Annotated in this window: 23 protein-coding genes; 16 read left to right on the forward strand and 7 right to left on the reverse strand. The window is 54.4% G+C overall.

What is annotated here, in order from left to right; all coding sequences use genetic code 11:
* Nucleotides 1–71: 71 nt before the first annotated feature.
* Nucleotides 72–1,517 (forward strand): metalloprotease TldD, encoded by a 1,446-nt coding sequence (gene tldD, locus A8O29_RS02920; RefSeq protein WP_125352519.1) that lies wholly within the window; start codon nucleotides 72–74, stop codon nucleotides 1,515–1,517.
* Between the two features lie 46 nt (nucleotides 1,518–1,563).
* A complete protein-coding gene (gene fucR, locus A8O29_RS02925) occupies nucleotides 1,564–2,283 on the forward strand; it encodes an L-fucose operon activator (protein ID WP_125352517.1) in 720 nt (239 codons plus the stop codon).
* Here fucR and aaeR read toward each other — a convergent pair.
* Complete coding sequence (gene aaeR / locus A8O29_RS02930) at nucleotides 2,280–3,206, reverse strand: HTH-type transcriptional activator AaeR (RefSeq protein WP_133461338.1); 927 nt, start codon at nucleotides 3,204–3,206, stop codon at nucleotides 2,280–2,282. The genes fucR and aaeR overlap by 4 nt on opposite strands.
* Before the next feature lie 130 nt (nucleotides 3,207–3,336).
* On the opposite strand from aaeR, the gene aaeX reads away from it, so the two are divergent.
* The 5 genes from aaeX (at nucleotide 3,337) to A8O29_RS02955 (ending at nucleotide 8,319) form a co-directional block, all read left to right on the forward strand.
* Complete coding sequence (gene aaeX, locus A8O29_RS02935) at nucleotides 3,337–3,540, forward strand: p-hydroxybenzoic acid efflux pump operon protein AaeX (RefSeq protein WP_097164153.1); 204 nt, start codon at nucleotides 3,337–3,339, stop codon at nucleotides 3,538–3,540.
* 7 nt (nucleotides 3,541–3,547) lie between these two features.
* Complete coding sequence (aaeA, locus tag A8O29_RS02940; RefSeq protein WP_125352515.1) at nucleotides 3,548–4,480, forward strand: p-hydroxybenzoic acid efflux pump subunit AaeA; 933 nt, start codon at nucleotides 3,548–3,550, stop codon at nucleotides 4,478–4,480.
* A 5-nt stretch (nucleotides 4,481–4,485) separates the two neighbouring features.
* Nucleotides 4,486–6,453, forward strand: coding sequence for a p-hydroxybenzoic acid efflux pump subunit AaeB (gene aaeB, locus A8O29_RS02945; RefSeq protein WP_125352513.1), 1,968 nt, complete (start codon nucleotides 4,486–4,488; stop codon nucleotides 6,451–6,453).
* A gap of 83 nt (nucleotides 6,454–6,536) precedes the next feature.
* Nucleotides 6,537–7,991, forward strand: coding sequence for an NAD-dependent succinate-semialdehyde dehydrogenase (locus A8O29_RS02950; protein WP_125352511.1), 1,455 nt, complete (start codon nucleotides 6,537–6,539; stop codon nucleotides 7,989–7,991).
* Nucleotides 7,992–8,043: 52 nt separating this feature from the next.
* On the forward strand, nucleotides 8,044–8,319 hold the full coding sequence (locus A8O29_RS02955) for a barstar family protein (RefSeq protein WP_110510610.1): 276 nt from the start codon (nucleotides 8,044–8,046) through the stop codon (nucleotides 8,317–8,319).
* Nucleotides 8,320–8,368: 49 nt separating this feature from the next.
* On the opposite strand, the gene yhcN (A8O29_RS02960) is transcribed toward A8O29_RS02955, so the two are convergent.
* The 3 genes from yhcN (A8O29_RS02960) to argR all read right to left on the reverse strand — a co-directional run bounded on the left by yhcN (A8O29_RS02960) (nucleotide 8,369) and on the right by argR (nucleotide 9,858).
* Nucleotides 8,369–8,635, reverse strand: a complete 267-nt coding sequence (gene yhcN, locus A8O29_RS02960; RefSeq protein ID WP_110510609.1) for a peroxide/acid stress response protein YhcN — start codon at nucleotides 8,633–8,635, stop codon at nucleotides 8,369–8,371.
* A gap of 109 nt (nucleotides 8,636–8,744) precedes the next feature.
* Nucleotides 8,745–9,008, reverse strand: a complete 264-nt coding sequence (yhcN, locus tag A8O29_RS02965) for a peroxide/acid stress response protein YhcN (protein ID WP_110510608.1) — start codon at nucleotides 9,006–9,008, stop codon at nucleotides 8,745–8,747.
* A gap of 379 nt (nucleotides 9,009–9,387) precedes the next feature.
* The gene (gene argR / locus A8O29_RS02970) at nucleotides 9,388–9,858 is read right to left on the reverse strand and encodes a transcriptional regulator ArgR (protein ID WP_125352509.1); all 471 of its coding nucleotides are present in this window, start codon (nucleotides 9,856–9,858) and stop codon (nucleotides 9,388–9,390) included.
* Nucleotides 9,859–10,273: 415 nt separating this feature from the next.
* Between argR and mdh the strand changes: the two genes are divergently transcribed.
* The gene (gene mdh / locus A8O29_RS02975) at nucleotides 10,274–11,209 is read left to right on the forward strand and encodes a malate dehydrogenase (protein WP_125352507.1); all 936 of its coding nucleotides are present in this window, start codon (nucleotides 10,274–10,276) and stop codon (nucleotides 11,207–11,209) included.
* 54 nt (nucleotides 11,210–11,263) lie between these two features.
* Here the strand turns inward: mdh and degS are convergent, their stop codons facing one another.
* From degS to zapG, 3 genes are all read right to left on the reverse strand, one after another.
* The gene (gene degS, locus A8O29_RS02980; RefSeq protein ID WP_125352505.1) at nucleotides 11,264–12,325 is read right to left on the reverse strand and encodes an outer membrane-stress sensor serine endopeptidase DegS; all 1,062 of its coding nucleotides are present in this window, start codon (nucleotides 12,323–12,325) and stop codon (nucleotides 11,264–11,266) included.
* Nucleotides 12,326–12,413: 88 nt separating this feature from the next.
* Entirely contained in the window at nucleotides 12,414–13,787 is a 1,374-nt protein-coding gene (gene degQ, locus A8O29_RS02985; protein ID WP_125352503.1) for a serine endoprotease DegQ, read from the reverse strand.
* A gap of 163 nt (nucleotides 13,788–13,950) precedes the next feature.
* A complete protein-coding gene (zapG, locus tag A8O29_RS02990; RefSeq protein WP_110510603.1) occupies nucleotides 13,951–14,349 on the reverse strand; it encodes a Z-ring associated protein ZapG in 399 nt (132 codons plus the stop codon).
* Nucleotides 14,350–14,539: 190 nt separating this feature from the next.
* On the opposite strand from zapG, the gene zapE reads away from it, so the two are divergent.
* The 8 genes from zapE to A8O29_RS03030 all read left to right on the forward strand — a co-directional run bounded on the left by zapE (nucleotide 14,540) and on the right by A8O29_RS03030 (nucleotide 21,689).
* Nucleotides 14,540–15,670, forward strand: coding sequence for a cell division protein ZapE (gene zapE / locus A8O29_RS02995; protein ID WP_125352501.1), 1,131 nt, complete (start codon nucleotides 14,540–14,542; stop codon nucleotides 15,668–15,670).
* 217 nt (nucleotides 15,671–15,887) lie between these two features.
* Complete coding sequence (gene rplM, locus A8O29_RS03000; protein WP_110510601.1) at nucleotides 15,888–16,316, forward strand: 50S ribosomal protein L13; 429 nt, start codon at nucleotides 15,888–15,890, stop codon at nucleotides 16,314–16,316.
* Nucleotides 16,317–16,330: 14 nt separating this feature from the next.
* A complete protein-coding gene (gene rpsI, locus A8O29_RS03005) occupies nucleotides 16,331–16,723 on the forward strand; it encodes a 30S ribosomal protein S9 (protein ID WP_110510651.1) in 393 nt (130 codons plus the stop codon).
* A 320-nt stretch (nucleotides 16,724–17,043) separates the two neighbouring features.
* Complete coding sequence (gene sspA, locus A8O29_RS03010; protein WP_125352499.1) at nucleotides 17,044–17,682, forward strand: stringent starvation protein SspA; 639 nt, start codon at nucleotides 17,044–17,046, stop codon at nucleotides 17,680–17,682.
* A gap of 4 nt (nucleotides 17,683–17,686) precedes the next feature.
* Nucleotides 17,687–18,181 (forward strand): ClpXP protease specificity-enhancing factor, encoded by a 495-nt coding sequence (gene sspB, locus A8O29_RS03015; RefSeq protein WP_110510599.1) that lies wholly within the window; start codon nucleotides 17,687–17,689, stop codon nucleotides 18,179–18,181.
* A gap of 116 nt (nucleotides 18,182–18,297) precedes the next feature.
* Nucleotides 18,298–19,086, forward strand: a complete 789-nt coding sequence (gene nanR, locus A8O29_RS03020) for a transcriptional regulator NanR (protein ID WP_125352560.1) — start codon at nucleotides 18,298–18,300, stop codon at nucleotides 19,084–19,086.
* 136 nt (nucleotides 19,087–19,222) lie between these two features.
* Nucleotides 19,223–20,125, forward strand: a complete 903-nt coding sequence (gene nanA, locus A8O29_RS03025) for an N-acetylneuraminate lyase (protein ID WP_125352497.1) — start codon at nucleotides 19,223–19,225, stop codon at nucleotides 20,123–20,125.
* Nucleotides 20,126–20,195: 70 nt separating this feature from the next.
* Nucleotides 20,196–21,689 carry an MFS transporter gene (locus A8O29_RS03030; RefSeq protein WP_125352495.1) on the forward strand — a complete coding sequence of 498 codons (1,494 nt, stop codon included), beginning with the start codon at nucleotides 20,196–20,198 and terminating at the stop codon, nucleotides 21,687–21,689.
* Nucleotide 21,690 lies beyond the last annotated feature (1 nt).

A 21,690-nucleotide genomic window follows, 5' to 3' on the forward strand; every position in this document is an offset into this window, starting at 1 on the left:
GGGCGTTACAAATTACCTCACTCTCAATAGATATACCGCGATCTTCGCGACAACCAATGAGTAGCAAAACGATGAGTCTGAACCTGGTAAGTGAACATCTGCTGTCGGCGAACGGCCTGAGTCATCAGGACCTGTTTGCCATACTTGGCCAACTTGCCGAGCGCCGCCTCGACTACGGCGATCTCTATTTCCAGTCGAGCTATCATGAGTCCTGGGTGTTAGAAGACAGCATCATCAAAGACGGGTCGTACAATATCGATCAGGGCGTTGGCGTCCGTGCCGTCAGCGGCGAGAAAACCGGCTTTGCGTATGCCGATCAGATTAGCCTGCTGGCACTGCAACAGAGCGCTCAGGCTGCACGGACTATCGTGCGTGATACCGGCGACGGTAAAGTCCACGCTCTTGGCGGGAAAGAGTATTCTCCGCTGTATACTAGCCTCGACCCGCTGCAAAGCATGAGTCGTGAAGAGAAACTCGACATTCTGCGTCGCGTTGACAAAGCCGCGCGTGCGGCAGACAAACGTGTGCAGGAAGTTTCTGCCAGCCTGACCGGCGTGTACGAACTGATTCTGGTCGCGGCCACTGATGGCACCCTGGCGGCGGACGTTCGCCCTCTGGTGCGTCTGTCGGTGAGCGTGCTGGTCGAAGACGACGGTAAACGCGAGCGCGGTTCCAGCGGTGGCGGCGGTCGTTTCGGCTACGATTATTTCCTCGGCGACGTCGATGGCGAAGTCCGTGCCGACGCATGGGCCCGTGAAGCGGTTCGCATGGCGATGATTAATCTCAATGCTGTTGCTGCGCCTGCGGGCACGATGCCGGTAGTACTGGGCGCGGGCTGGCCGGGCGTGCTGCTGCACGAAGCGGTGGGTCACGGTCTGGAAGGCGACTTCAACCGTCGCGGCACGTCCGTGTTCAGCGGGCAGATGGGGCAACTCGTCGCGTCCGAACTGTGCACCGTAGTCGATGACGGCACCATGACTGACCGTCGTGGCTCCGTGTCTATCGATGATGAAGGTACGCCGGGTCAGTACAATGTGCTTATCGAAAATGGCGTGCTGAAAGGCTACATGCAGGACAAACTGAATGCGCGTCTGATGGGCGTGAAGCCAACGGGTAACGGTCGCCGTGAATCGTATGCGCATTTACCGATGCCGCGTATGACCAACACCTACATGCTGGCGGGCAAATCGGCCCCGCAGGAAATCATCGAGTCTGTCGACTACGGGATTTACGCGCCGAACTTTGGCGGCGGTCAGGTGGATATCACCTCCGGTAAATTTGTGTTCTCGACTTCAGAAGCGTATCTGATCGAGAAAGGCAAAGTGACCAAAGCGGTGAAAGGCGCGACCTTGATTGGCTCTGGCATCGAAGCCATGCAGCAAATCTCGATGGTGGGTAACGACCTGAAACTGGATAACGGCGTGGGCGTCTGCGGTAAAGAAGGGCAGAGCCTCCCGGTTGGCGTGGGTCAGCCAACGCTGAAAGTCGATAATTTGACGGTCGGTGGCACCGCGTAATTTCTGTGCCCGCTTTGTGCGGGCATTTTTTTGACGGAGACCACCGATGAAGGTCGCTCGCCATCAGCACATTGTCACCCTTCTCGCCCAATCCCACAGCCTGACCACCGATGAACTGGCCGCCGAACTTGGCGTCAGCAAAGAAACGGTGCGTCGTGATTTAAGTGAACTCCAGCAACAGGGACACATTCAGCGCAGCCACGGGCGGGCGCGGGCTATTCGCCGTAATCATCAGGACAACGAAGCCCCTTTTCACGCCCGACTGAAAAGCCATTATGCCCACAAATCTGATATCGCCCGGCACGCGCTGGCCTGGATAGACGAAGGGATGACGATTGCGCTGGATGCCAGTTCGACTTGTTGGCTGTTGGCGCGCCAGCTGCCGGATATTCCGCTGACGGTGTTTACCAATAGTCATCCGGTCTGTATGGAACTCGGCAAACGCGAGCGGATCCGGTTGATCAGTTCCGGTGGAGAGCTTCAGCGCCAGTATGGTTATTACGTTAATCCGGCGTTGATATCTCAGCTGAAAACGCTGGAGATCGATCTGTTTATTTTCTCTTGCGAAGGGGTCGATCGCAGCGGCGTGATGTGGGATCCGAGCGGTCATAACGCCAGCTTTAAATCGCTGCTCCTCAAAAGATCCTCGCAGTCTCTACTGCTGATGGACAAAAGCAAATTCAACCGTTCGAGCGAAGTCCGGATTGGACCGCTGAGCGACGTCACCCATTTGATTTCTGACGCCGAGCCTGAGCAGGTTCCTTAGTTTTTTCCCCGCCCTTTGATGCCCTGAAAACGATTGGCGACATCGACAAAATAATCGGTCAGGTAGTTGATGCACACCTGTACCTTCAGCGGGAGTTTGTCTTTTTCCGTGTAGACGGCGTACACCGGACGCGGATCGGACTGATAACGCGGCAGCAAGATCTCCAGTTCGCCGCGATTGATCTCGTTGATCACCCACATCAACGGCACGAAGGCGATCCCGGCACCGGCAGTCAGCCAACGGTTCAGCGTCATCGGATCGTTGGTGACGAACCGCCCCTGCGGGATAAGCTTGGTCGACAGGCCTTCCGGCGCGATCAGCTCAAATTCATTGTGTGGACGAATGCTGTATTCCAGCCACGAATGACTGGCGAGATCTGCGGGTTTCTCCGGCGTGCCTGCCTGCTGTAAATAGCTTTTGGCGGCGCACAATACCATTGGCATCGAGCCGAGACGACGTGAGAAAAGTCCAGAATCCTGCAAGGCGCCCACGCGGATCACCAGGTCGAGGCCATCCGCAATGAGGTCCGGCGCCGGGATCCCGGTGACCAGGTTCACAGAGAGTTCCGGGTACTCTTTGAGCATTTCAGAGGTGATACTGGCGAGGACATTTTGTGCCATAGTTGAAGAACAACCCACGCGCAGTGTGCCAATGGGCGTGTTATTAAAGGCATAAAGCTGTTCGTGTACGTCCTGGGCTTCGTGCAGCATTCGCCGACAGCCCTGATAGTAGATTTTCCCGGCCTCAGTCAGCCCAATGCTGCGGGTGCTGCGGTTCAGCAGCTTTACCTGCAGTTCGTTTTCCAGCTTTGAGACAGTCTGACTTATCGACGATACGCTCATTTCGAGCTGTCTCGCCGCGGCCGTAAAGGAACCCAGTTCCACGACTTTGGCGAAAACCGACATACGTTTTAATCGTTCCATTGTTCACTCTGACTTAAAAGTGATTTGTATCACATAATATAGATCGGGATATATAAGTTACGTTAATATACTGTTAGCTAAATAACTAAAGCTCACTACTCTCACCTGCACTCTCTTAATCAAGGTCAACATGAGTCTGTTTCCCGTCATCGTGATTTTCGGCCTCTCATTCCCGCCGATCTTCGTCGAGCTGCTGTTGTCGCTGGCCATTTTTTGGCTCTTGCGTCGGGTGCTGGTCCCCACGGGGATCTATGACTTCGTCTGGCATCCCGCGCTTTTTAATACAGCGCTGTATTGCTGTTTGTTCTACCTGATATCGCGTTTGTTCGTCTGAGGTCGCTGTGAAAACACTAACAAGAAAAATATCCCGTACAGCCATCACGTTGATTATGGTGGTGCTGGCTTTCATCGCAATTTTCCACGCGTGGGTCTATTACACCGAATCGCCGTGGACGCGTGATGCGCGCTTCAGCGCCGATGTCGTGGCCATTGCGCCTGACGTGGCTGGGCTTATCACTGACGTGAATGTGAAGGATAACCAACTGGTTCGCAAAAATCAGGTTCTGTTCACTATCGATCAGCCGCGCTACCAGAAAGCGCTCGAAGAGGCCGATGCCGACGTGGCGTACTATCAGGTCCTGGCGGCAGAAAAGCGTCGTGAAGCCGGACGCCGTAACCAGTTAGGCACCATGGCCATGTCTCGCGAAGAAATTGACCAGGCCAACAACCTCTTACAAACCGTTGAACATCAGTTAGCGAAATCGAAGGCGACCCGCGATTTGGCCCGTCTTGACCTCGAACGCACCGTCATTCGCGCCCCGGCCGATGGCTGGGTGACTAACCTGAACGTCTACAGCGGTGAATTTATTACCCGCGGTTCGACCGCCGTGGCGCTGGTGAAAAAAGAAAGCTTCTACGTGATGGCCTATATGGAAGAGACCAAGCTGGAAGGCGTGCGTCCTGGCTATCGCGCGGAAATTACCCCGTTAGGCAGCACCAAAGTCATCAAAGGCACTGTCGACAGTATTGCGGCAGGTGTGACTAACGCCAGCAGCAGCAGCGATGTAAAAGGCATGGCGACCATCGATTCCAACCTTGAATGGGTGCGACTGGCGCAGCGTGTGCCCGTGCGTATTCACCTCGACCAGCAGCAGGGCAACCTGTGGCCGGCGGGTACCACGGCCACGGTGATCATCACCGGCGCGAAAGACAGAGACACGCAGAAGGCTTCCTTCTTCCAGAAGTTAGGTATGCGCCTGCGTGAGTTCGGTTAATCGCTATGGGCATTTTCTCTATTGCCGATCAGCACCTTCGTTTTGCTATCAAACTGGCCTGCGCGATTGTGCTGGCCCTGTTTGTCGGCTTTCACTTTCAGCTTGAAACGCCACGTTGGGCGGTCCTGACTGCCGCGATTGTGGCGGCAGGTCCGGCGTTTGCCGCCGGGGGCGAACCCTATTCCGGGGCGATCCGTTACCGCGGCATGCTGCGAATTTGCGGGACGTTTATTGGCTGTATTGCCGCGCTGGTGATGATCATTCTGATGGTGCGCGCGCCGTTGCTGATGATCCTGGTGTGCTGCCTGTGGGCGGGGTTCTGTACTTGGGTCTCTTCGCTGGTGAAAGTGGAGAACTCCTATGCCTGGGGCCTGGCGGGCTACACGGCGCTGATCATTATTATCACCATTCAGAACGCACCGTTGCTGTCGCCGCAGTTTGCCGTCGAGCGTTGCAGCGAGATTGTGATCGGGATTGTCAGTGCGATCGTCGCCGATCTGCTGTTTTCACCGCGATCGATTAAACAAGAGATCGACCGGGAGCTTGATGCCTTGCTGGTTGCTCAATATCAGCTGATGCAGCTCTGTATTCGTCACGGCGACAGCGAAGAAGTCGACGCCGCATGGGGCGGACTAGTGCGTCGGACGCAGGCTCTGGAAGGCATGCGCAGCAACCTGCACATGGAATCTTCCCGCTGGGCGCGCGCCAATCGACGTCTAAAAGCGCTGAATACGCTCTCTTTGACGCTGATTACTCAGGCCTGTGAAACTTACCTGATTCAAAACTTCCGCCCGGATTTAATCACCCCGGAATGGCGTGAGATGTTCGACCAGCCGGTTGAAACGGTGCAGGACGTGCATAAACAGCTGAAACGCATGCGTCGCATTCTTTCCTGGACCGGCGAGCACGACACGCCGATTACCTTATACAGCTGGCTTGGCGCCGCCACGCGCTATCAGCTGCTTAAACGCGGCGTGGTGGGTAACGCAAAAATTAGCGCTCGCGAAGAAGAGATATTGCAGGGCGAAGTCGTGGTGAAAGTGGAATCCGCCGAGCGCCATCATGCGATGGTCAACTTTTGGCGTACCACGCTTTCCTGCGCGCTCGGCACAGTGTTCTGGCTGTGGACAGGCTGGACATCCGGTAGCGGCGCGATGGTGATGATTGCCGTGGTGACTTCGCTGGCGATGCGTCTGCCTAACCCGAAAATGGCGGGGATCGACTTCCTGTACGGCACCATTGCCGCGCTGCCGATTGGCGCGTTTTACTTCCTGGTTGTGCTGCCGTCGACCCAGCAAAGTATGCTGTTGTTATGCATTAGCCTTGCGGTGCTGGCGTTCTTTATTGGGATTGAAGTGCAGAAGCGACGGCTGGGCTCGCTCGGTACGCTGGCATCCACCATCAACATTCTGGTGTTGGATAACCCGATGACTTTCCACTTTAGCCAATTCCTCGACAGCGCGCTCGGCCAGCTGGTGGGCTGCTTCCTGGCGCTGATGATTATTCTGCTGGTGCGCGATAACTCGCAGGCGCGGACCGGACGCGTGCTGCTGAATCAGTTTGTGTCGGCCGCCGTTTCTTCCCTGACCACCAACACCGCGCGCCGCAATGAGAACCATCTACCGGCCTTGTACCAGCAGCTGTTTTTACTGCTGAACAAATATCCCGGCGATCTTGCCAAATTCCGCCTGGCCCTGACGCTGATTATTGCGCACCAGCGTCTGCGCGACGCCCCGGTGCCGGTCAACGATGACCTCTCGGCGTTCCACCGCCAACTGCGTCGTACGGCGGATAAGCTCATTTCCGCCAGCAACGACGATAAGCGCCGTCGTTACTTTGACCGCTTGCTGGAGGAGCTGGATGTGTACCAGGAAAAACTGGTTATCTGGCAGGCGTCACCTCAGGTTACCGAACCGGTCAATCGGCTGGCGGGTATGCTGAGGAAATACCAGCATGCGCTCACAGTGAGTTAACCCAGAAACCGACGCCAAAAGCGTCGGTTTTTTTATGGCTATACTTAACTGTTATCACAGGACATCACCGTCAGGGGACAACTATGACCATGCAGACACTCCAGGATAACGAACTTTTTCAGACCGGATATCTGGTCGACGGAATATGGAAAACGCTTGAGACCACCTTCGAGGTGGTAAACCCGGCAACCGGGGAAACGATCGCCCACGTCGCGAAGGCTGGAAAGAAGGAAACCGAGGCCGCCATTGCGGCGGCGAGCAAAGCCTTCCCGCTCTGGCGGGCGAAAACCGCCAAAGAGCGCTCAGAAATTCTGTATCGCTGGTATCAGCTGATCATCGAAAACAAAACCTGGCTTGGCAGGCTGATGACCACCGAGCAGGGCAAGCCGCTGAAAGAGGCCGAAGGCGAAGTGGAATACGCGGCGAGTTTTATCCAGTGGTTCTCGGAACAAGGCAAACGCGCCAACGGTGAAATCATCCCTCCCGCCAAACCTGGCTCACGCATTCTGGCCACCCGCGAACCCATTGGCGTCGTGGCGGCGATTACGCCGTGGAACTTCCCGATGGCGATGCTGACCCGCAAACTCGGCCCGGCCCTGGCGGCGGGCTGTACCGGCGTCATTAAACCTGCGAATAACACGCCGCTCAGCGCCTTTGCGTTGCTACAACTGGCGAAGAAAGCGGGGGTGCCTGACGGGGTGCTGAATGCAGTCGCCGGGACGACGCAGGAGATCAGCGATGCAATTATGGCGAGCCACGAGGTGCGTAAAATCTCCTTCACCGGTTCAACGGCGGTTGGCAAAACGTTGATGCGCAATGCCGCAGAAACCATGAAAAAAGTATCGATGGAGCTCGGCGGGAACGCACCCTATATCGTTTTTGACGATGCAGATATCGACGCGGCGGTAAAAGGGGCGATCGCCAATAAATTCCGCAACGCCGGGCAGGTGTGCGTCAGCGTTAATCGCTTCTATATTCAGGAAAAGGTTTATGACGATTTCACCCGTAAGCTCACCGAAGCGGTGAATGGGCTTAAGGTTGGCAACGGCGTGGACGACGGCGTCGTCGTCGGGCCGATGATTGAGCCTGCCGCGGTGAAAAAAGTACGCGAGCACGTGGAAGATGCGGTCGCGAAAGGGGCCAGCGTGTTGGCGGGGGGGAAATTGCATGCGCTCGGCGGCAACTTCTGGCAGCCAACGGTCCTGGGGGATTGCAGCGACAACATGCAGCTTGCGCAGGAAGAGACGTTCGGACCGGTAGCGGCCTGCTTCCGATTCACCAGCGAAGAGGAAGTGATTCAGCGGGCAAACAATACCCCGTTTGGTCTGGCGGCTTACTTCTATACTCAAAATCTGCAGCGCGTGTTCCGCGTATCGCAGGCGCTGGAAAGCGGCATGATCGGGATTAACGAATGCGCCGTATCGACAGAATTAGGGCCATTCGGCGGCGTTAAAGAGTCCGGGTTGGGCCGTGAAGGTTCAGTGCTGGGGCTGGAAGAGTTTCTCGAAGTGAAAACCCTGCATCTGGGGGGATTGTAAGCCGGAACCCGGGTGGCGATTGTCGCCCGGTCAGGAAAGAAGCGGGGAATGCATGCAAACCTATACCTTTGATTTTGATGAAATAGGTACTCAGAACGATTTCTATCGTGAGTTTACCCGCACTTTTGCGCTGAGCGGTACGGCCATTCGCGATTTGGATTCTCTCTGGGAAGTGGTCACCGGCAGTCAGCTGCCGTTGCCGCTGGAGATCGAATTTGTACATCTGGAAGAGAAACAGCGTCGGCGCTACGGGGCATTAATTCTGTTGTTTGACGAGGCGGAGGAAGAGCTGGAAGGGATGCTGCGATTCAATGTACGTCATCAATAAAAAAGCCCCCGACAGGCGGGGGCAAGTCGTCAATTAAGACGACGAGGGTTTATTTGTACAGCTCGGCAGTGGCATGCCAGGTGTCGCCGCTACGGGCTTCGATAATGCGGTAGCTGCTGGCGCCTTCTTTCTCGGCTTTCGCTGCCAGTTCATGACGCATATCCATTGGGGCGCTGCCTACCTGTGATACAGAAACGGTACCCAGGGATTGCATGCTCTGTGCCTGCTCTGCACTAATCTGATGTACTGCTGCGCCTGCGCTAAAGGAAAGAACCGATGCCAGACCCAGTGTTGCGATAATCATTGCGCTTTTCATAATCTTTACTCCTGATTCATAGACTGCGCGGCGAGAAGGTTTGAACTGCTTTTTTTATGCCTGGTGCCGCGCTGATACGTGTTTGTTTCTTACCGACTATCAATAAATCTTATTTGTACAGCTCAGCCGTTGCGTGCCAATGGTCGCCGCTACGTGCTTCGATTACGCGGTAAGAGGATGCCCCTTTTTCCTGCGCTTTCTGATTCAGCATGTCATGCATATCCATTGGGGAAGAACCGACTGCGCCGACGGAAACGGTGCCGATGGCTTCGCGATTTGCTGCCTGATCCACATTGATTGAATCAGCGGCGAATGCGCCAAAAGACAGGACAGAAAGAAGGGTCAGTGCACTTACAGTGGTTTTGATTTTCATAATTTTCACCTCGTCGAATTTTTTAGCAGGGTCTCTTGTTTCGTGACCCTCATCACAAAATCAATTATACACTAATCGCCGAAGAAATTAATATCAGGCTAATGGTTTCGCGTGTAATTAAGTGTCAAAAACCGTCATTTTTATAACGGAAAAGCATTAAAAACGTCAGGGAGAGACGAGTATTTGCTCTTATTGCTAAGAAAATCATATGGATGGATAAAGTTGATGATTTGTGCGCTTTTGCTAACAACATTCACTGGCTGATTACATTTACGCAGTGAAACGCACTTAATGTTAAATAAAAGGGGGTTTTATGTATCGCTGGGAGATGTATGAGAGAGATTAAGACGCTCTCCGGCCAGTGCCGGAGAGTGACTGATTAAAGCTCTTGTTCGAACAGCACCAGAATGGCTTCGTACAGGTCTTTAACGGAAAATCCACGCGCTGGCGTGGTGAAGATAGTGTCATCTCCGGCAATGCTACCGAGAATACCTTCAGCCTTACCCAAGGAGTCGAGCAGGCGGGCAATCAGCTGTGCGGCACCCGGGCTGGTATGGATGACCACCACTGACTCGTTGTAATCGATATCCAGCACCAGGTTTTTCAGCGGACTGGATGTGGTCGGCACGCCCAGTTCTGCTGGCAGGCAATAAACCATTTCCATTTTGGCGTTGCGGGTACGTACCGCGCCAAACTTAGTCAGCATACGGGAGACTTTGGACTGGTTGATATTTTCGAAGCCCCCCTCCTGTAATGCCTGAACAATCTCACCTTGAGAGCTGAACTTTTCTTCTTTTAGTAGCGATTTAAACGCTTTGATTAATTCATCTTGCTTAGCGGAGCTTCGCATAAGTCACCCGTATCATGGCGGTAAAAACAACATTATTATGCATATGGATGAATTTTTATGCAAATGATCTGCCGTGAATAAGGCTGAAATAATGTTATGAATGGGAAGGATTTTATCAAAAATCGTTATCAAGCAACATGCTTTCGTCACGTGTCGAAAATAACGGCAAAAGTAAATCAAATGTTATAAAAATGATGTTGTTTTGCTTGTCTGGCTGGGTGTATTGTAACCAACAGTCGACTGGTTACGCCGTCGCGGGTCTCTTGACACAGGCGGTAAAGTGAGCAATGACACCGCAATGCTGCGGGGAATGCCGCATTCTTCAATGACGTTTGTTGTCATTATTTACCTTGTGAATTAAGGTTGCCGCAACGGAGTTTCGGTAGATGAAACTAACCATAATAAGGAGTTTAGGATGAAAGTCGCAGTCCTCGGTGCAGCTGGCGGTATTGGCCAGGCGCTTGCCCTACTACTTAAGACCCAACTGCCTTCAGGCTCAGAACTCTCCCTGTATGACATCGCGCCGGTAACCCCTGGCGTGGCAGTGGATCTCAGTCATATCCCAACCGCGGTGAAAATCAAAGGCTTCTCCGGCGAAGACGCAACCCCAGCACTGGAAGGCGCTGATGTGGTGCTGATTTCTGCTGGCGTCGCACGTAAGCCGGGGATGGATCGTTCAGATCTGTTCAACGTCAACGCGGGCATCGTGAAGAATCTGGTGCAGCAGGTGGCAAAAAACTGCCCTAAAGCCTGCATTGGCATCATCACCAACCCGGTCAACACCACGGTAGCAATTGCTGCCGAAGTGCTGAAAAAAGCGGGCGTGTACGATAAAAACAAACTGTTCGGCGTCACCACGCTGGATATCATCCGCTCGAATACCTTCGTGGCGGAGCTGAAAGGCAAGCAGCCGAATGACATTGAAGTACCGGTTATCGGTGGCCACTCAGGTGTGACCATTCTGCCGCTGCTGTCGCAAATCCCAGGCGTGAGCTTCTCCGAGCAGGAAGCGGCTGACCTCACCAAACGCATCCAGAATGCGGGCACCGAAGTGGTGGAGGCGAAAGCCGGTGGCGGGTCTGCCACGCTGTCTATGGGCCAGGCTGCGGCACGTTTCGGTCTGTCTCTGGTGCGTGCGCTGCAAGGCGAAAAAGGTGTGGTGGAATGCGCCTACGTTGAGGGTGACGGTCAATATGCACGTTTCTTCTCTCAGCCGCTGCTGCTGGGTAAAAACGGTGTGGAAGAGCGCCAGTCTATCGGTAAACTGAGCGCCTACGAGCAGCAATCGTTGGAAGGCATGCTGGATACGCTGAAGAAAGATATCGTTCTGGGCGAAGAGTTCGTTAAATAAGCCTGACGCCAGAATGAAAAAACCGGAGCCATTGCTCCGGTTTTTTTATGCCTGTCAGTTGGTGGCGGGGTATTCCTGAATGGTGACGTCAAGCGACAGCTTTTTATCATCACGCATCACCACAACCGGGATAACCGAACCTGGGCGAATTTCCGCAACCTGGTCCATGGTTTCCAGCGCGGAGACCGCAGGCTTGTTGTTCACGGAGACAATCACGTCGTTGACCTGAATGCCGGCTTCCGCCGCCGGGCCACCCGACGCCACTTCATTAACCACAATTCCCTGAATCTGATCCATCGGGCCGCCCTGAGCATGCAGCGGTGCAATTTCACGGCCGCTAATGCCGATGTAGCCACGAATCACGCGCCCATCGCGGATCAACTTATCCATAATTTTGGTCGCCAGCTGGAACGGAATGGCAAAGCCAATGCCTTCCGGCGTTTCGCCATCATTACTTTTATCAAAGGAAAGGGTGTTAATCCCCATCAGTTCGCCGAGAGAGTTCACCAGCGCACCGCCGGAGTTACCGTGGTTGATAGAGGCATCCGTTTGCAGGAAATTCTGGCGGCCTGACGGATTGAGGCCGATACGACCGGTGGCGCTGATAATCCCTTGCGTGATGGTCTGCCCCAGGTTGTAAGGGTTACCAATCGCCAACACCACATCGCCAATATGCGGCGTGCGTTTAGGGTTGATAGGGATAACCGGCAGCCCGCCGTTGGCGTTGATTTTCAATACCGCGAGATCGGTCAGGCTATCGGAGCCGACGATCAACGCTTCAAAGACGCGGCCATCCTGCAGCGCAACGATGATTTGGTCGGCATCGTTAATCACGTGCTTGTTGGTAATGATGTACCCACGCTCGTCCATGATAACCCCGGAGCCGAGCGTCAGCATGTTATGGCTGGAATTGTTATTCAGCGCGCGATTGTAGACGTTCACCACCGCAGGTGCAGCGCGTTTTACCGCCTGGTTATAGCTGACGGGCGATTCATCAGCGCTGTCATAAGGCGCTGATGAAAGGGGGTTAAACTGCCGCAATGACGGCATGACGGCCAGCAGAATGCCACTGACGATACATCCGATTGCGACTGAGCGTAAGAGCTTTGCAAGCATGGTGCGATTATCACAGGTAAGGAAACAGGCGAAGCATATCACGAGTTAAGCGGACATCACACGCAGGCGATGTCCGCAGAATTTTCGCTTAATGCAGCAGCAGATAAATACTTTCATTATTGCGCATTACGTTCAGCGCAATAATGGCCGGCTTGGTTTCGATCACCTTACGCATCTCGGCAATGGACTGCACGCGCTGGCGGTTGATGCCGATAATCACGTCACCTTTATGCAGACCGACCATGGCGGCTGCACTGCCTTTATCAACGTCATCAAGCATGATGCCTTTGGTGCCGTCTTTCAGCTGGCCGTCACTCAGCGATGCGCCTTGCAGGGCAGGGGTGATCAATTCTGCGCTGGCGGTAGTCGAGGTGCTTTTATCCAGCGTCACTTCTACGCTCAGCGGTTTGCCTTCACGCAGCAGGCCAAGTTTGACCTTGGTGCCCGGTTCTGTGGTGGCAATACGCGAGCGCAGATCGGCAAAGCTGCTGAGCGGTTTGTCATTCAGGCTCACGATAATATCGCCTGCTTTAATGCCCGCTTTCGCAGAGCCAGAGCCAGGCAGCACTTCGCTGATAAACGCCCCGCGTTGAATATCAAGGTTAAACGCTTTGGCGATATCAGCGGTCATCTCCATGCCTTTAATGCCGAGCAGGCCACGTTTGATTTCGCCAAACTGAATCAGCTGTTTGGCGAGCGTAATCGCCATGTTGCTCGGAATGGCAAAGCCAATCCCGATGCTGCCGCCGCTCGGGGCGAGAATGGCGGTGTTGATCCCCACCAGGTCACCGTTGAGATTCAACAATGCGCCGCCTGAGTTACCGCGGTTAATGGAGGCGTCGGTCTGGATAAAGTTCTCCAGCCCTTCGAGGTTCAGGCCGCTGCGTCCGAGGGCTGAAATGATGCCCGATGTCGCGGTTTGTCCGAGGCCAAACGGGTTGCCGACGGCGACGGCAAAATCACCGACGCGCAGTTTATCGGAGTCGGCAATCGCGATTTGCGTCAGGTGATCGGCTTTTTGCAATTGCAGCAGTGCGATATCGCTCTGGTCGTCGCTGCCCACCAGTTTGGCGTCAAATTCGCGACCATCGTTCAACTGTACGCTGATTTTCTGCGCCTGGTTGATGACATGATTATTGGTCAGGACGTAACCCTTCGCGGCGTCGATGATGACGCCCGAGCCAAGCCCTTCAAACGGCTGCGGCTGCTCATTGGGCGCATCTTCGCCTAAATATTTTTTCAGCTCTTCCGGGACTTGTCCCACTTGGGCAGGCGTGGCCGTGCCTGAAACCTTCACACTCACCACCGCAGGCAGAACTTTCTCCAGCATTGGCGCCAGGCTTGGGATCTGAGTCTGACCGGGGATCTGGGCAGGCAGAGAAGCAGAAACCGGCGCTGCGACGCCAAGAGATAACCCAACACTTAACGCTAACGCACTTAATAATAAGGTTTGTTTCTTCATTGATGCTGGCTCTCATAACCTGAGGAATGTGAGGAAAATACGCCCTAAAACAGTCCGATGTTATTGAATTTTCGAACGTCTAACAATGAGGTGAATGATTAAATAATAGCTGGGTCAGGCAGGAAGTGACGGGCGCAATGGCTGCGCCCGTAAATAAAGAGGATTAATCGCGTTTAGCCGCGCCGCGAAGCAGGCCAGAAGCGCCGTCGGAATAGTCGCGTGGCATCTGTACCGGCGCCTGATCGTTGCTGGCTTCAGATTCAGCCAGACGATTGCGGAACGGATTATCTTCCGCGCTCATTTCCGGCAGCAGGCTGCTGGAGCTCTTCGCCATGTGCTGATACAGCTGACGATAGTCATGCGCCATATTGTCGAGCAGTTCAGCACTGCGAGCAAAGTGGCTGACCAGTTCTTCACGATACTCGTCCAGCTCTGCTTTGTTTTTTTCCAGCTCGTACTGAAGGGCCTGCTGTTGACGTAATTTGCGGTTCCCAAATCGCATAGCGACAGCGCCAATGATGAGACCGACGACTAAACCAATTAGCGCATATTCCCAGGTCATGAACTTCTCCCATTGTTTTGTGGTTCCGTTAGGGCGGCAAAAAGGCTGCTCACCCGCGCCCGATATTGCCACTATAACCGCTATTTCCTTAGAAGTGGAATCCTGGCGTGTCATCGCGTACTGTAGAACGGCCTTTTTTTCGACAACCGTGAACTGCTGCACGTTGCTTTTCAGGAAATAACAATAACTTATGCAAAGCATGAACCCCACATCGCGATATCTTCAGGCCCTTAACGAGGGCAGTCATCAGCCCGATGACGTTCAGCGTGAGGCCGTCTCCCGGCTGGACACTATCTATCAGGAACTGATTCACCCTCCAACAGCAGCGGCTCCCGCCAGCGGTGGCCTACGGGCGAAGTTCGGCAAGCTGTTGGGCAAGCGTGAACCGACGGCAAACGCACCGGTTCGCGGCTTATATATGTGGGGCGGCGTGGGGCGAGGGAAAACCTGGCTGATGGACATGTTCTATCAAAGCCTGCCGGGTGAGCGTAAACAGCGCCTGCATTTCCATCGCTTCATGCTGCGCGTGCATGAAGAACTGACGGCATTGCAGGGCCACAGCGATCCGCTGGAAATCGTCGCGGACCGTTTTAAATCTGAAACCGACGTGCTGTGCTTTGATGAGTTTTTTGTCTCCGACATTACTGATGCGATGCTGCTCGGCGGCCTGATGAAAGCGCTATTCGCCCGTGGCATTACGCTGGTGGCCACCTCCAACATCCCGCCTGACGACCTGTACCGCAACGGCCTGCAACGCGCGCGCTTCCTTCCGGCCATCGACGCGATAAAAGAACACTGCGACATCATGAATGTCGACGCCGGTATTGATTACCGCCTGCGTACGTTGACCCAAGCGCATCTGTGGCTGTCGCCGCTGAATGATGATACCCGCCAGCAAATGGACAAACTTTGGCTGGCACTGGCCGGTGAGAAGCGTGAGCAGATGCCGGTGCTGGAAATCAACCATCGCCCGCTGCCGACGCTTGGCGCCGAAAATCAGACCCTGGCGGTGTCGTTTGCGACGTTGTGTGTGGATGCCCGTAGTCAGCATGACTACATCGCGCTTTCGCGTTTGTTCCATACGGTAATGCTGTTTGACGTGCCGGTGATGACGGCGCTGATGGAAAGTGAAGCGCGTCGGTTCATTGCGTTGGTGGATGAATTTTACGAACGCCACGTCAAGCTGGTGGTTAGCGCGCAGGTGCCGTTGTATGACATCTATAAAGGAGAGCGCCTGAAATTTGAATTCCAGCGCTGCCTTTCTCGATTGCAGGAGATGCAAAGCGAAGAGTACCTCAAGCGTGAGCATCTGGCGGGCTAAAAACCGTTTCAAATCACAAAAAGGGGTCGACCTTTGAAGTCGACTTCTCTATAATCCTGCGACCCCACGTTACAACTAAAGTTTTTTTCCCAAAACTTTTGTCGTGCCGGCATAGGCTATTCGAAGGGGTAGGTTTGCTGGACAATGTCGTGTGAACCTCAACTTTTAAACGTTTGGGTGTTCACCAACGTGTAACTATTTATTGGGTAAGCTTTTAATGAAAACTTTTACAGCTAAACCAGAAACCGTACAGCGCGACTGGTATGTTGTTGACGCGACCGGTAAGACTCTGGGTCGTCTGGCTTCCGAACTGGCTCGTCGCCTGCGCGGTAAGCACAAAGCGGAATACACTCCGCACGTGGATACCGGTGACTACATCATCGTTCTGAACGCAGAAAAAGTTGCTGTAACCGGCAACAAGCGTGAAGACAAGGTGTATTACCATCACACCGGCCACATCGGCGGTATTAAAGAAGCGACCTTTGAAGAGATGATTGCCCGCCGTCCTGAGCGTGTAATTGAAATCGCGGTTAAAGGCATGCTGCCAAAAGGCCCGCTGGGTCGTGCTATGTACCGTAAACTGAAAGTTTACGCGGGTAACGAGCACAACCACGCGGCACAGCAACCGCAAGTTCTGGACATCTAATCGGGATTATGGCAATGGCTGAAAATCAATACTACGGCACTGGTCGCCGCAAAAGTTCCGCAGCTCGCGTGTTTATCAAACCGGGCAGCGGCAAAATCGTTATCAACCAACGTTCTCTGGAACAGTACTTCGGTCGTGAAACTGCCCGCATGGTAGTTCGTCAGCCGCTGGAACTGGTCGACATGGTTGAGAAACTGGATCTGTACATCACTGTTAAAGGTGGTGGTATCTCTGGTCAGGCTGGTGCGATCCGTCACGGTATCACCCGCGCTCTGATGGAGTACGACGAGTCCCTGCGTGGCGAACTGCGTAAAGCAGGCTTCGTTACTCGTGATGCTCGTAAAGTTGAACGTAAGAAAGTCGGCCTGCGTAAAGCACGTCGTCGTCCTCAGTTCTCCAAGCGTTAATTGTTTTTCTGCTTCGCGCAGAACAATTGGCGAAAAAACCCGCTTCGGCGGGTTTTTTTATGGATAAAATGGGCGTTATCCACAATCCCTCTCTCTCTTTTCAGCCTTTTTCAGCATTTCCAGCATACCCTCACCACAAGGTCTGCAAAATCTGGTAAACTATCTTCCAATTTTCTGCCCAAATGCGGGCGATTGTTCATTTTTTGTTTGTTTCGTTTTTGAACAGGAATGTCGTTCGACGCTTACGGGGCTTTTCCACTGGCCGGTCACATGTCGTGGCAGGTAGCAGTAAAAAATTCTGAATATACCTGGAGGTTTTCATGGCTGTCGCTGCCAACAAACGTTCGGTAATGACGCTGTTTTCTGGTCCTACTGACATCTATAGCCATCAGGTCCGCATTGTGCTGGCTGAAAAGGGTGTCAGTTTTGAAATTGAGCTCGTGGAAAAGGACAATCCACCTCAGGATCTGATTGACCTCAACCCGAATCAAAGCGTTCCGACACTGGTAGATCGCGAGCTGACCCTTTGGGAATCTCGCATCATTATGGAATATCTGGATGAGCGTTTCCCTCATCCGCCGCTGATGCCGGTTTATCCGGTTGCTCGCGGTGAAAGCCGTCTGTACATGCAACGCATCGAGAAAGACTGGTATACGCTTCTGCATACCGTCCAGAACGGTTCGGCAGCACAGGCTGATGCAGCGCGTAAGCAGCTGCGTGAAGAACTGCTGGCCATCGCGCCAGTATTTACTCAGAAGCCATACTTCTTGAGCGATGAGTTCAGCCTGGTCGATTGCTATCTGGCTCCGCTGCTCTGGCGTCTGCCAGTCATGGGCATTGAGCTGGTGGGTGCAGGTTCTAAAGAGATGAAAGCGTATATGACTCGCGTATTCGAACGTGATTCATTCCTCGCTTCCTTAACTGAACCCGAGCGTGAAATGCGTCTCGGTCGAGGCTAATTGAATGGATGTGTCACAGCTGACTCCACGTCGTCCTTATCTGCTGCGGGCATTCTATGAATGGCTGCTGGATAACCAGCTGACGCCACATCTGGTGGTGGACGTGACGTTACCGGGTGTGCGTGTTCCGATGGAATACGCGCGCGACGGACAAATCGTTTTGAATATTGCCCCGCGTGCGGTGGGTAATCTGGAGCTGTCAAACGACGACGTGAGCTTTAATGCACGCTTCGGCGGCGTACCGCGTCAGGTTGAAGTACCACTGGCAGCCGTGCTGGCTATCTACGCGCGTGAAAACGGCGCAGGTACCATGTTCGAACCGGAAGCGGCGTACGACGAAGACATGACTCACGTCAACGACGACGCAGGCATCGGCGCGGAAAACGAAACGGTGATGTCGGTTATCGACGGTGACAAGCCTGACAGCGATGACGACAACGATCCAGACGATACGCCGCCTCCGCGCGGTGGCCGTCCGGCGCTTCGCGTTGTGAAGTAAATCCATAATCCAACAGGTCCTTCGGGGCCTGTTTTGTTATCTGCCCCCACTTTCGCCAGCCTGAAAATCCTGTGTTACTCTATGGACTCGATGTCACATACTGTCACCTGGCCCCGATAACCGCTATGAACGCATTTGATCCTCAGGAAGAAGAGACTTCAGAAACCATTGGCCGCAGTCTGGGCCGCCGTCCGCTGGCGCGTAAAAAACTGTCGGAAATGGTAGAAGAAGAGCTGGAGCAGATGATCCGCCGTCGCGAGTTTGCGGAAGGCGAACAGCTGCCCTCTGAGCGTGAGCTGATGACCTTCTTCAACGTGGGCCGCCCTTCGGTACGTGAGGCTTTAGCGGCACTCAAGCGTAAAGGCCTGGTGCAAATCAACAACGGTGAACGCGCCCGCGTGTCGCGTCCTTCCGCCGATACCATCATCAGCGAGCTTTCCGGCATGGCGAAAGATTTCCTCGCCCATCCCGGCGGCATCGCGCATTTCGAACAACTTCGCCTGTTTTTTGAATCAAGCCTGGTGCGCTATGCGGCTGAAAACGCCAGCGATGAGCAGGTCGAACGTCTGGCAAAAGCGCTGGAAATTAACAGCCAGTCGCTGGACGACAACACGTTGTTCATTCGCTCAGACGTGGATTTTCACCGCGTGCTGGCCGAAATCCCCGGCAACCCCATTTTCATGGCGATCCACGTCGCATTGCTGGACTGGCTGATTGCTGCCCGCCCAAAAGTGGCCGACAGCGAGCTGCATCACCACAACAATGTCAGCTACCAGGAACACATTGCGATCGTCGATGCTATTCGTCGCCGTGATCCTGAAGACGCCGATCGCGCGCTCCAGACCCACCTGAACAGCGTTTCCGCCACCTGGCACGCCTTCGGGCAGATCAAAAAGAAAAAATAACCCTCCGATCCTGACGATCGTTTAGTGAAGCAGATCGCAAGATAAGCTTTCCGTATTTGGCTGACGCATAAATGGGCTGGTATAACAGGTATAAAGGTATATCGTTAATGTTACATCACTCATCTGAGAGGTTCGTATGTCAGCCAATTTACGTGGAGTCATGGCCGCGTTGTTAACCCCGTTTACTCGTCAGCAGCAACTGGATGAGCAAAGCCTGCGCCGTCTGGTGCGCTTTAATATTCAACAGGGGATCGATGGGCTCTATGTGGGCGGTTCCACCGGGGAAGCGTTTGTGCAGTCCGGAGCCGAGCGTCAACAGGTGCTGGAGATTGTGGCGGACGAGGCGAAAGGTCAGATCAAACTGATTGCGCACGTGGGCTGCGTCAGTACTGTGGAAAGTCAGCAGCTGGCGCAGGCGGCGAAGCGTTCTGGTTATGATGCCGTCTCGGCGGTCACACCGTTTTATTACCCGTTCAGCTTCGAAGAGCACTGCGATCATTACCGCGCGATCATTGATTCAGCGGACGGCCTGCCGATGGTGGTCTACAACATTCCTGCGCTGAGCGGCGTGAAGTTAAGTCTCGAACAGATCAACACCCTGGTAACGCTGCCGGGCGTGGGTGCGCTGAAACAGACTTCCGGCGATCTGTATCAAATGGAGCAGATCCGCCGGGCGCATCCGAATCTGGTGCTCTACAACGGCTACGATGAGATCTTCGCCTCCGGCCTGTTAGCCGGTGCCGATGGCGGGATCGGCAGCACGTACAACATCATGGGCTGGCGCTACCAGAATATCGTCAGTGCGCTGAAAGCGGGTGACATGGCGCGGGCGCAGCAGCTGCAAAGTGAATGCAACAAGGTTATCGACTTGCTTATCCAGACCGGTGTTTTCCGTGGGCTCAAGACGGTACTGCACTACATGGACGTGGTGGATGTGCCGCTGTGCCGTAAGCCGTTCGCCCCAGTGGATGAGAAATTCCTGCCTGCGCTGAAGGCGCTGGCCAGCCAGCTGCAGCAGGAGTTGGCCCAGCAGCGTTGACAGATTGCCCGGTTCGCCGGGCAAAACCCAATGAAAACAGCGTGGGCGAAGCCCAACGCGGGAGAGTGACATGAGTATGACTACCCAAAACATCCCGTGGTACCGCCATCTCGACAGGGCGCAGTGGCGGGCGTTTACCGCCGCCTGGCTCGGCTATTTGCTGGATGGTTTTGATTTTGTGCTGATGGCGCTGGTGTTAACCGAAGTGCAAAGCGAATTTGGCCTGAGCACTGTGCAGGCCGCGAGCCTGATCTCTGCCGCGTTCATCTCACGCTGGTTTGGCGGCCTGATGCTCGGCGCAATGGGCGACCGCTACGGGCGGCGTCTGGCAATGGTCACCAGTATCATTCTGTTCTCGGTCGGGACGTTGGCGTGCGGTTTAGCGCCAGGCTTTACCACGCTGTTTATTGCCCGCCTGGTCATCGGCATGGGTATGGCGGGTGAATATGGCTCAAGCGCGACCTACGTGATTGAGAGCTGGCCAAAGCATATGCGCAACAAGGCCAGCGGCTTCTTAATCTCCGGCTTTTCCGTGGGCGCCGTGATTGCCGCGCAAGTCTACAGTTTGGTTGTTCCGGTCTGGGGCTGGCGTGCGCTGTTTTTGCTCGGTATTTTCCCGATTGTCTTCGCCCTGTGGCTGCGTAAAAACATTCCCGAAGCGGAAGACTGGAAGCAGAAGCACGCCGGGAAGGCACCGGTACGCACGATGGTCGATATTCTGTACCGCGGCGATCACCGGGTTATCAATATTTTCCTTACCATGGTGGCTGCAACTTCGCTGTGGTTCTGCTTCTCTGGCGAATTGCGAAACGCGGGCATGATCCTGCTGCTGGGCTTAATCAGCGCCCTCATCTTTATCAGCTTTATGGTCCAGAGCAGCGGCAAACGCTGGCCCACCGGTGTGATGTTAATGGTGGTGGTGCTGTTTGCATTCCTGTACTCCTGGCCGATTCAGGCGCTGTTGCCTACCTACCTGAAAACCGAGCTGTTATACGATCATTCCACCGTGGCCCGGGTCCTGTTCTTTAGCGGATTTGGCGCGGCGGTCGGCTGCTGCGTCGGCGGTTTTCTCGGTGACTGGCTTGGGACCCGTAAAGCCTATGTTTGTAGTCTGCTGGCTTCACAATTGCTGATCATTCCTGTGTTTGCGATCGGCGGCACCAACGTGTGGGTGCTCGGCCTGTTACTCTTTTTCCAGCAGATGCTGGGCCAGGGGATCTCGGGGATCTTGCCGAAACTGATCGGCGGCTATTTCGATACCGATCAACGCGCCGCCGGATTGGGCTTTACCTACAACGTCGGTGCAATGGGCGGGGCGATAGCGCCAGTGATCGGCGCCCTGATTGCGCAGAAACTGGATCTGGGTACCGCGCTGGGATCGTTATCGTTTGGCCTGACCTTCGTCGTCATTCTGTTGATTGGCCTGGATATGCCGACGCGCGTGCAGCGCTGGATCCGCCCGGAAGCAATGCGCACTCACGATGCCATCGACGGCAAGCCTTTTAGCGGCGCAGTGCCTTTGCGTGGCGGTAAAAGCGGTTTGATTAAATACCATGGAGATTAGG

This window comes from Scandinavium goeteborgense (genome assembly GCF_003935895.2).
In the GTDB taxonomy this organism is placed as follows: domain Bacteria; phylum Pseudomonadota; class Gammaproteobacteria; order Enterobacterales; family Enterobacteriaceae; genus Scandinavium; species Scandinavium goeteborgense.

Coding starts and splice junctions, on each gene's coding strand:
- A8O29_RS03030 (WP_125352495.1), top strand. CDS start 20,196: ATGAGTATGACTACCCAAAACATCCCGTGGTACCGCCATCTCGACAGG.
- degS (WP_125352505.1), bottom strand. CDS start 12,325: ATGCTTGCAAAGCTCTTACGCTCAGTCGCAATCGGATGTATCGTCAGT.
- A8O29_RS02950 (WP_125352511.1), top strand. CDS start 6,537: ATGACCATGCAGACACTCCAGGATAACGAACTTTTTCAGACCGGATAT.
- yhcN (WP_110510609.1), bottom strand. CDS start 8,635: ATGAAAAGCGCAATGATTATCGCAACACTGGGTCTGGCATCGGTTCTT.
- sspA (WP_125352499.1), top strand. CDS start 17,044: ATGGCTGTCGCTGCCAACAAACGTTCGGTAATGACGCTGTTTTCTGGT.
- rpsI (WP_110510651.1), top strand. CDS start 16,331: ATGGCTGAAAATCAATACTACGGCACTGGTCGCCGCAAAAGTTCCGCA.
- sspB (WP_110510599.1), top strand. CDS start 17,687: ATGGATGTGTCACAGCTGACTCCACGTCGTCCTTATCTGCTGCGGGCA.
- aaeX (WP_097164153.1), top strand. CDS start 3,337: ATGAGTCTGTTTCCCGTCATCGTGATTTTCGGCCTCTCATTCCCGCCG.
- zapE (WP_125352501.1), top strand. CDS start 14,540: ATGCAAAGCATGAACCCCACATCGCGATATCTTCAGGCCCTTAACGAG.
- tldD (WP_125352519.1), top strand. CDS start 72: ATGAGTCTGAACCTGGTAAGTGAACATCTGCTGTCGGCGAACGGCCTG.
- aaeR (WP_133461338.1), bottom strand. CDS start 3,206: ATGGAACGATTAAAACGTATGTCGGTTTTCGCCAAAGTCGTGGAACTG.
- rplM (WP_110510601.1), top strand. CDS start 15,888: ATGAAAACTTTTACAGCTAAACCAGAAACCGTACAGCGCGACTGGTAT.
- nanA (WP_125352497.1), top strand. CDS start 19,223: ATGTCAGCCAATTTACGTGGAGTCATGGCCGCGTTGTTAACCCCGTTT.
- yhcN (WP_110510608.1), bottom strand. CDS start 9,008: ATGAAAATCAAAACCACTGTAAGTGCACTGACCCTTCTTTCTGTCCTG.
- A8O29_RS02955 (WP_110510610.1), top strand. CDS start 8,044: ATGCAAACCTATACCTTTGATTTTGATGAAATAGGTACTCAGAACGAT.
- zapG (WP_110510603.1), bottom strand. CDS start 14,349: ATGACCTGGGAATATGCGCTAATTGGTTTAGTCGTCGGTCTCATCATT.
- degQ (WP_125352503.1), bottom strand. CDS start 13,787: ATGAAGAAACAAACCTTATTATTAAGTGCGTTAGCGTTAAGTGTTGGG.
- fucR (WP_125352517.1), top strand. CDS start 1,564: ATGAAGGTCGCTCGCCATCAGCACATTGTCACCCTTCTCGCCCAATCC.
- aaeB (WP_125352513.1), top strand. CDS start 4,486: ATGGGCATTTTCTCTATTGCCGATCAGCACCTTCGTTTTGCTATCAAA.
- argR (WP_125352509.1), bottom strand. CDS start 9,858: ATGCGAAGCTCCGCTAAGCAAGATGAATTAATCAAAGCGTTTAAATCG.
- mdh (WP_125352507.1), top strand. CDS start 10,274: ATGAAAGTCGCAGTCCTCGGTGCAGCTGGCGGTATTGGCCAGGCGCTT.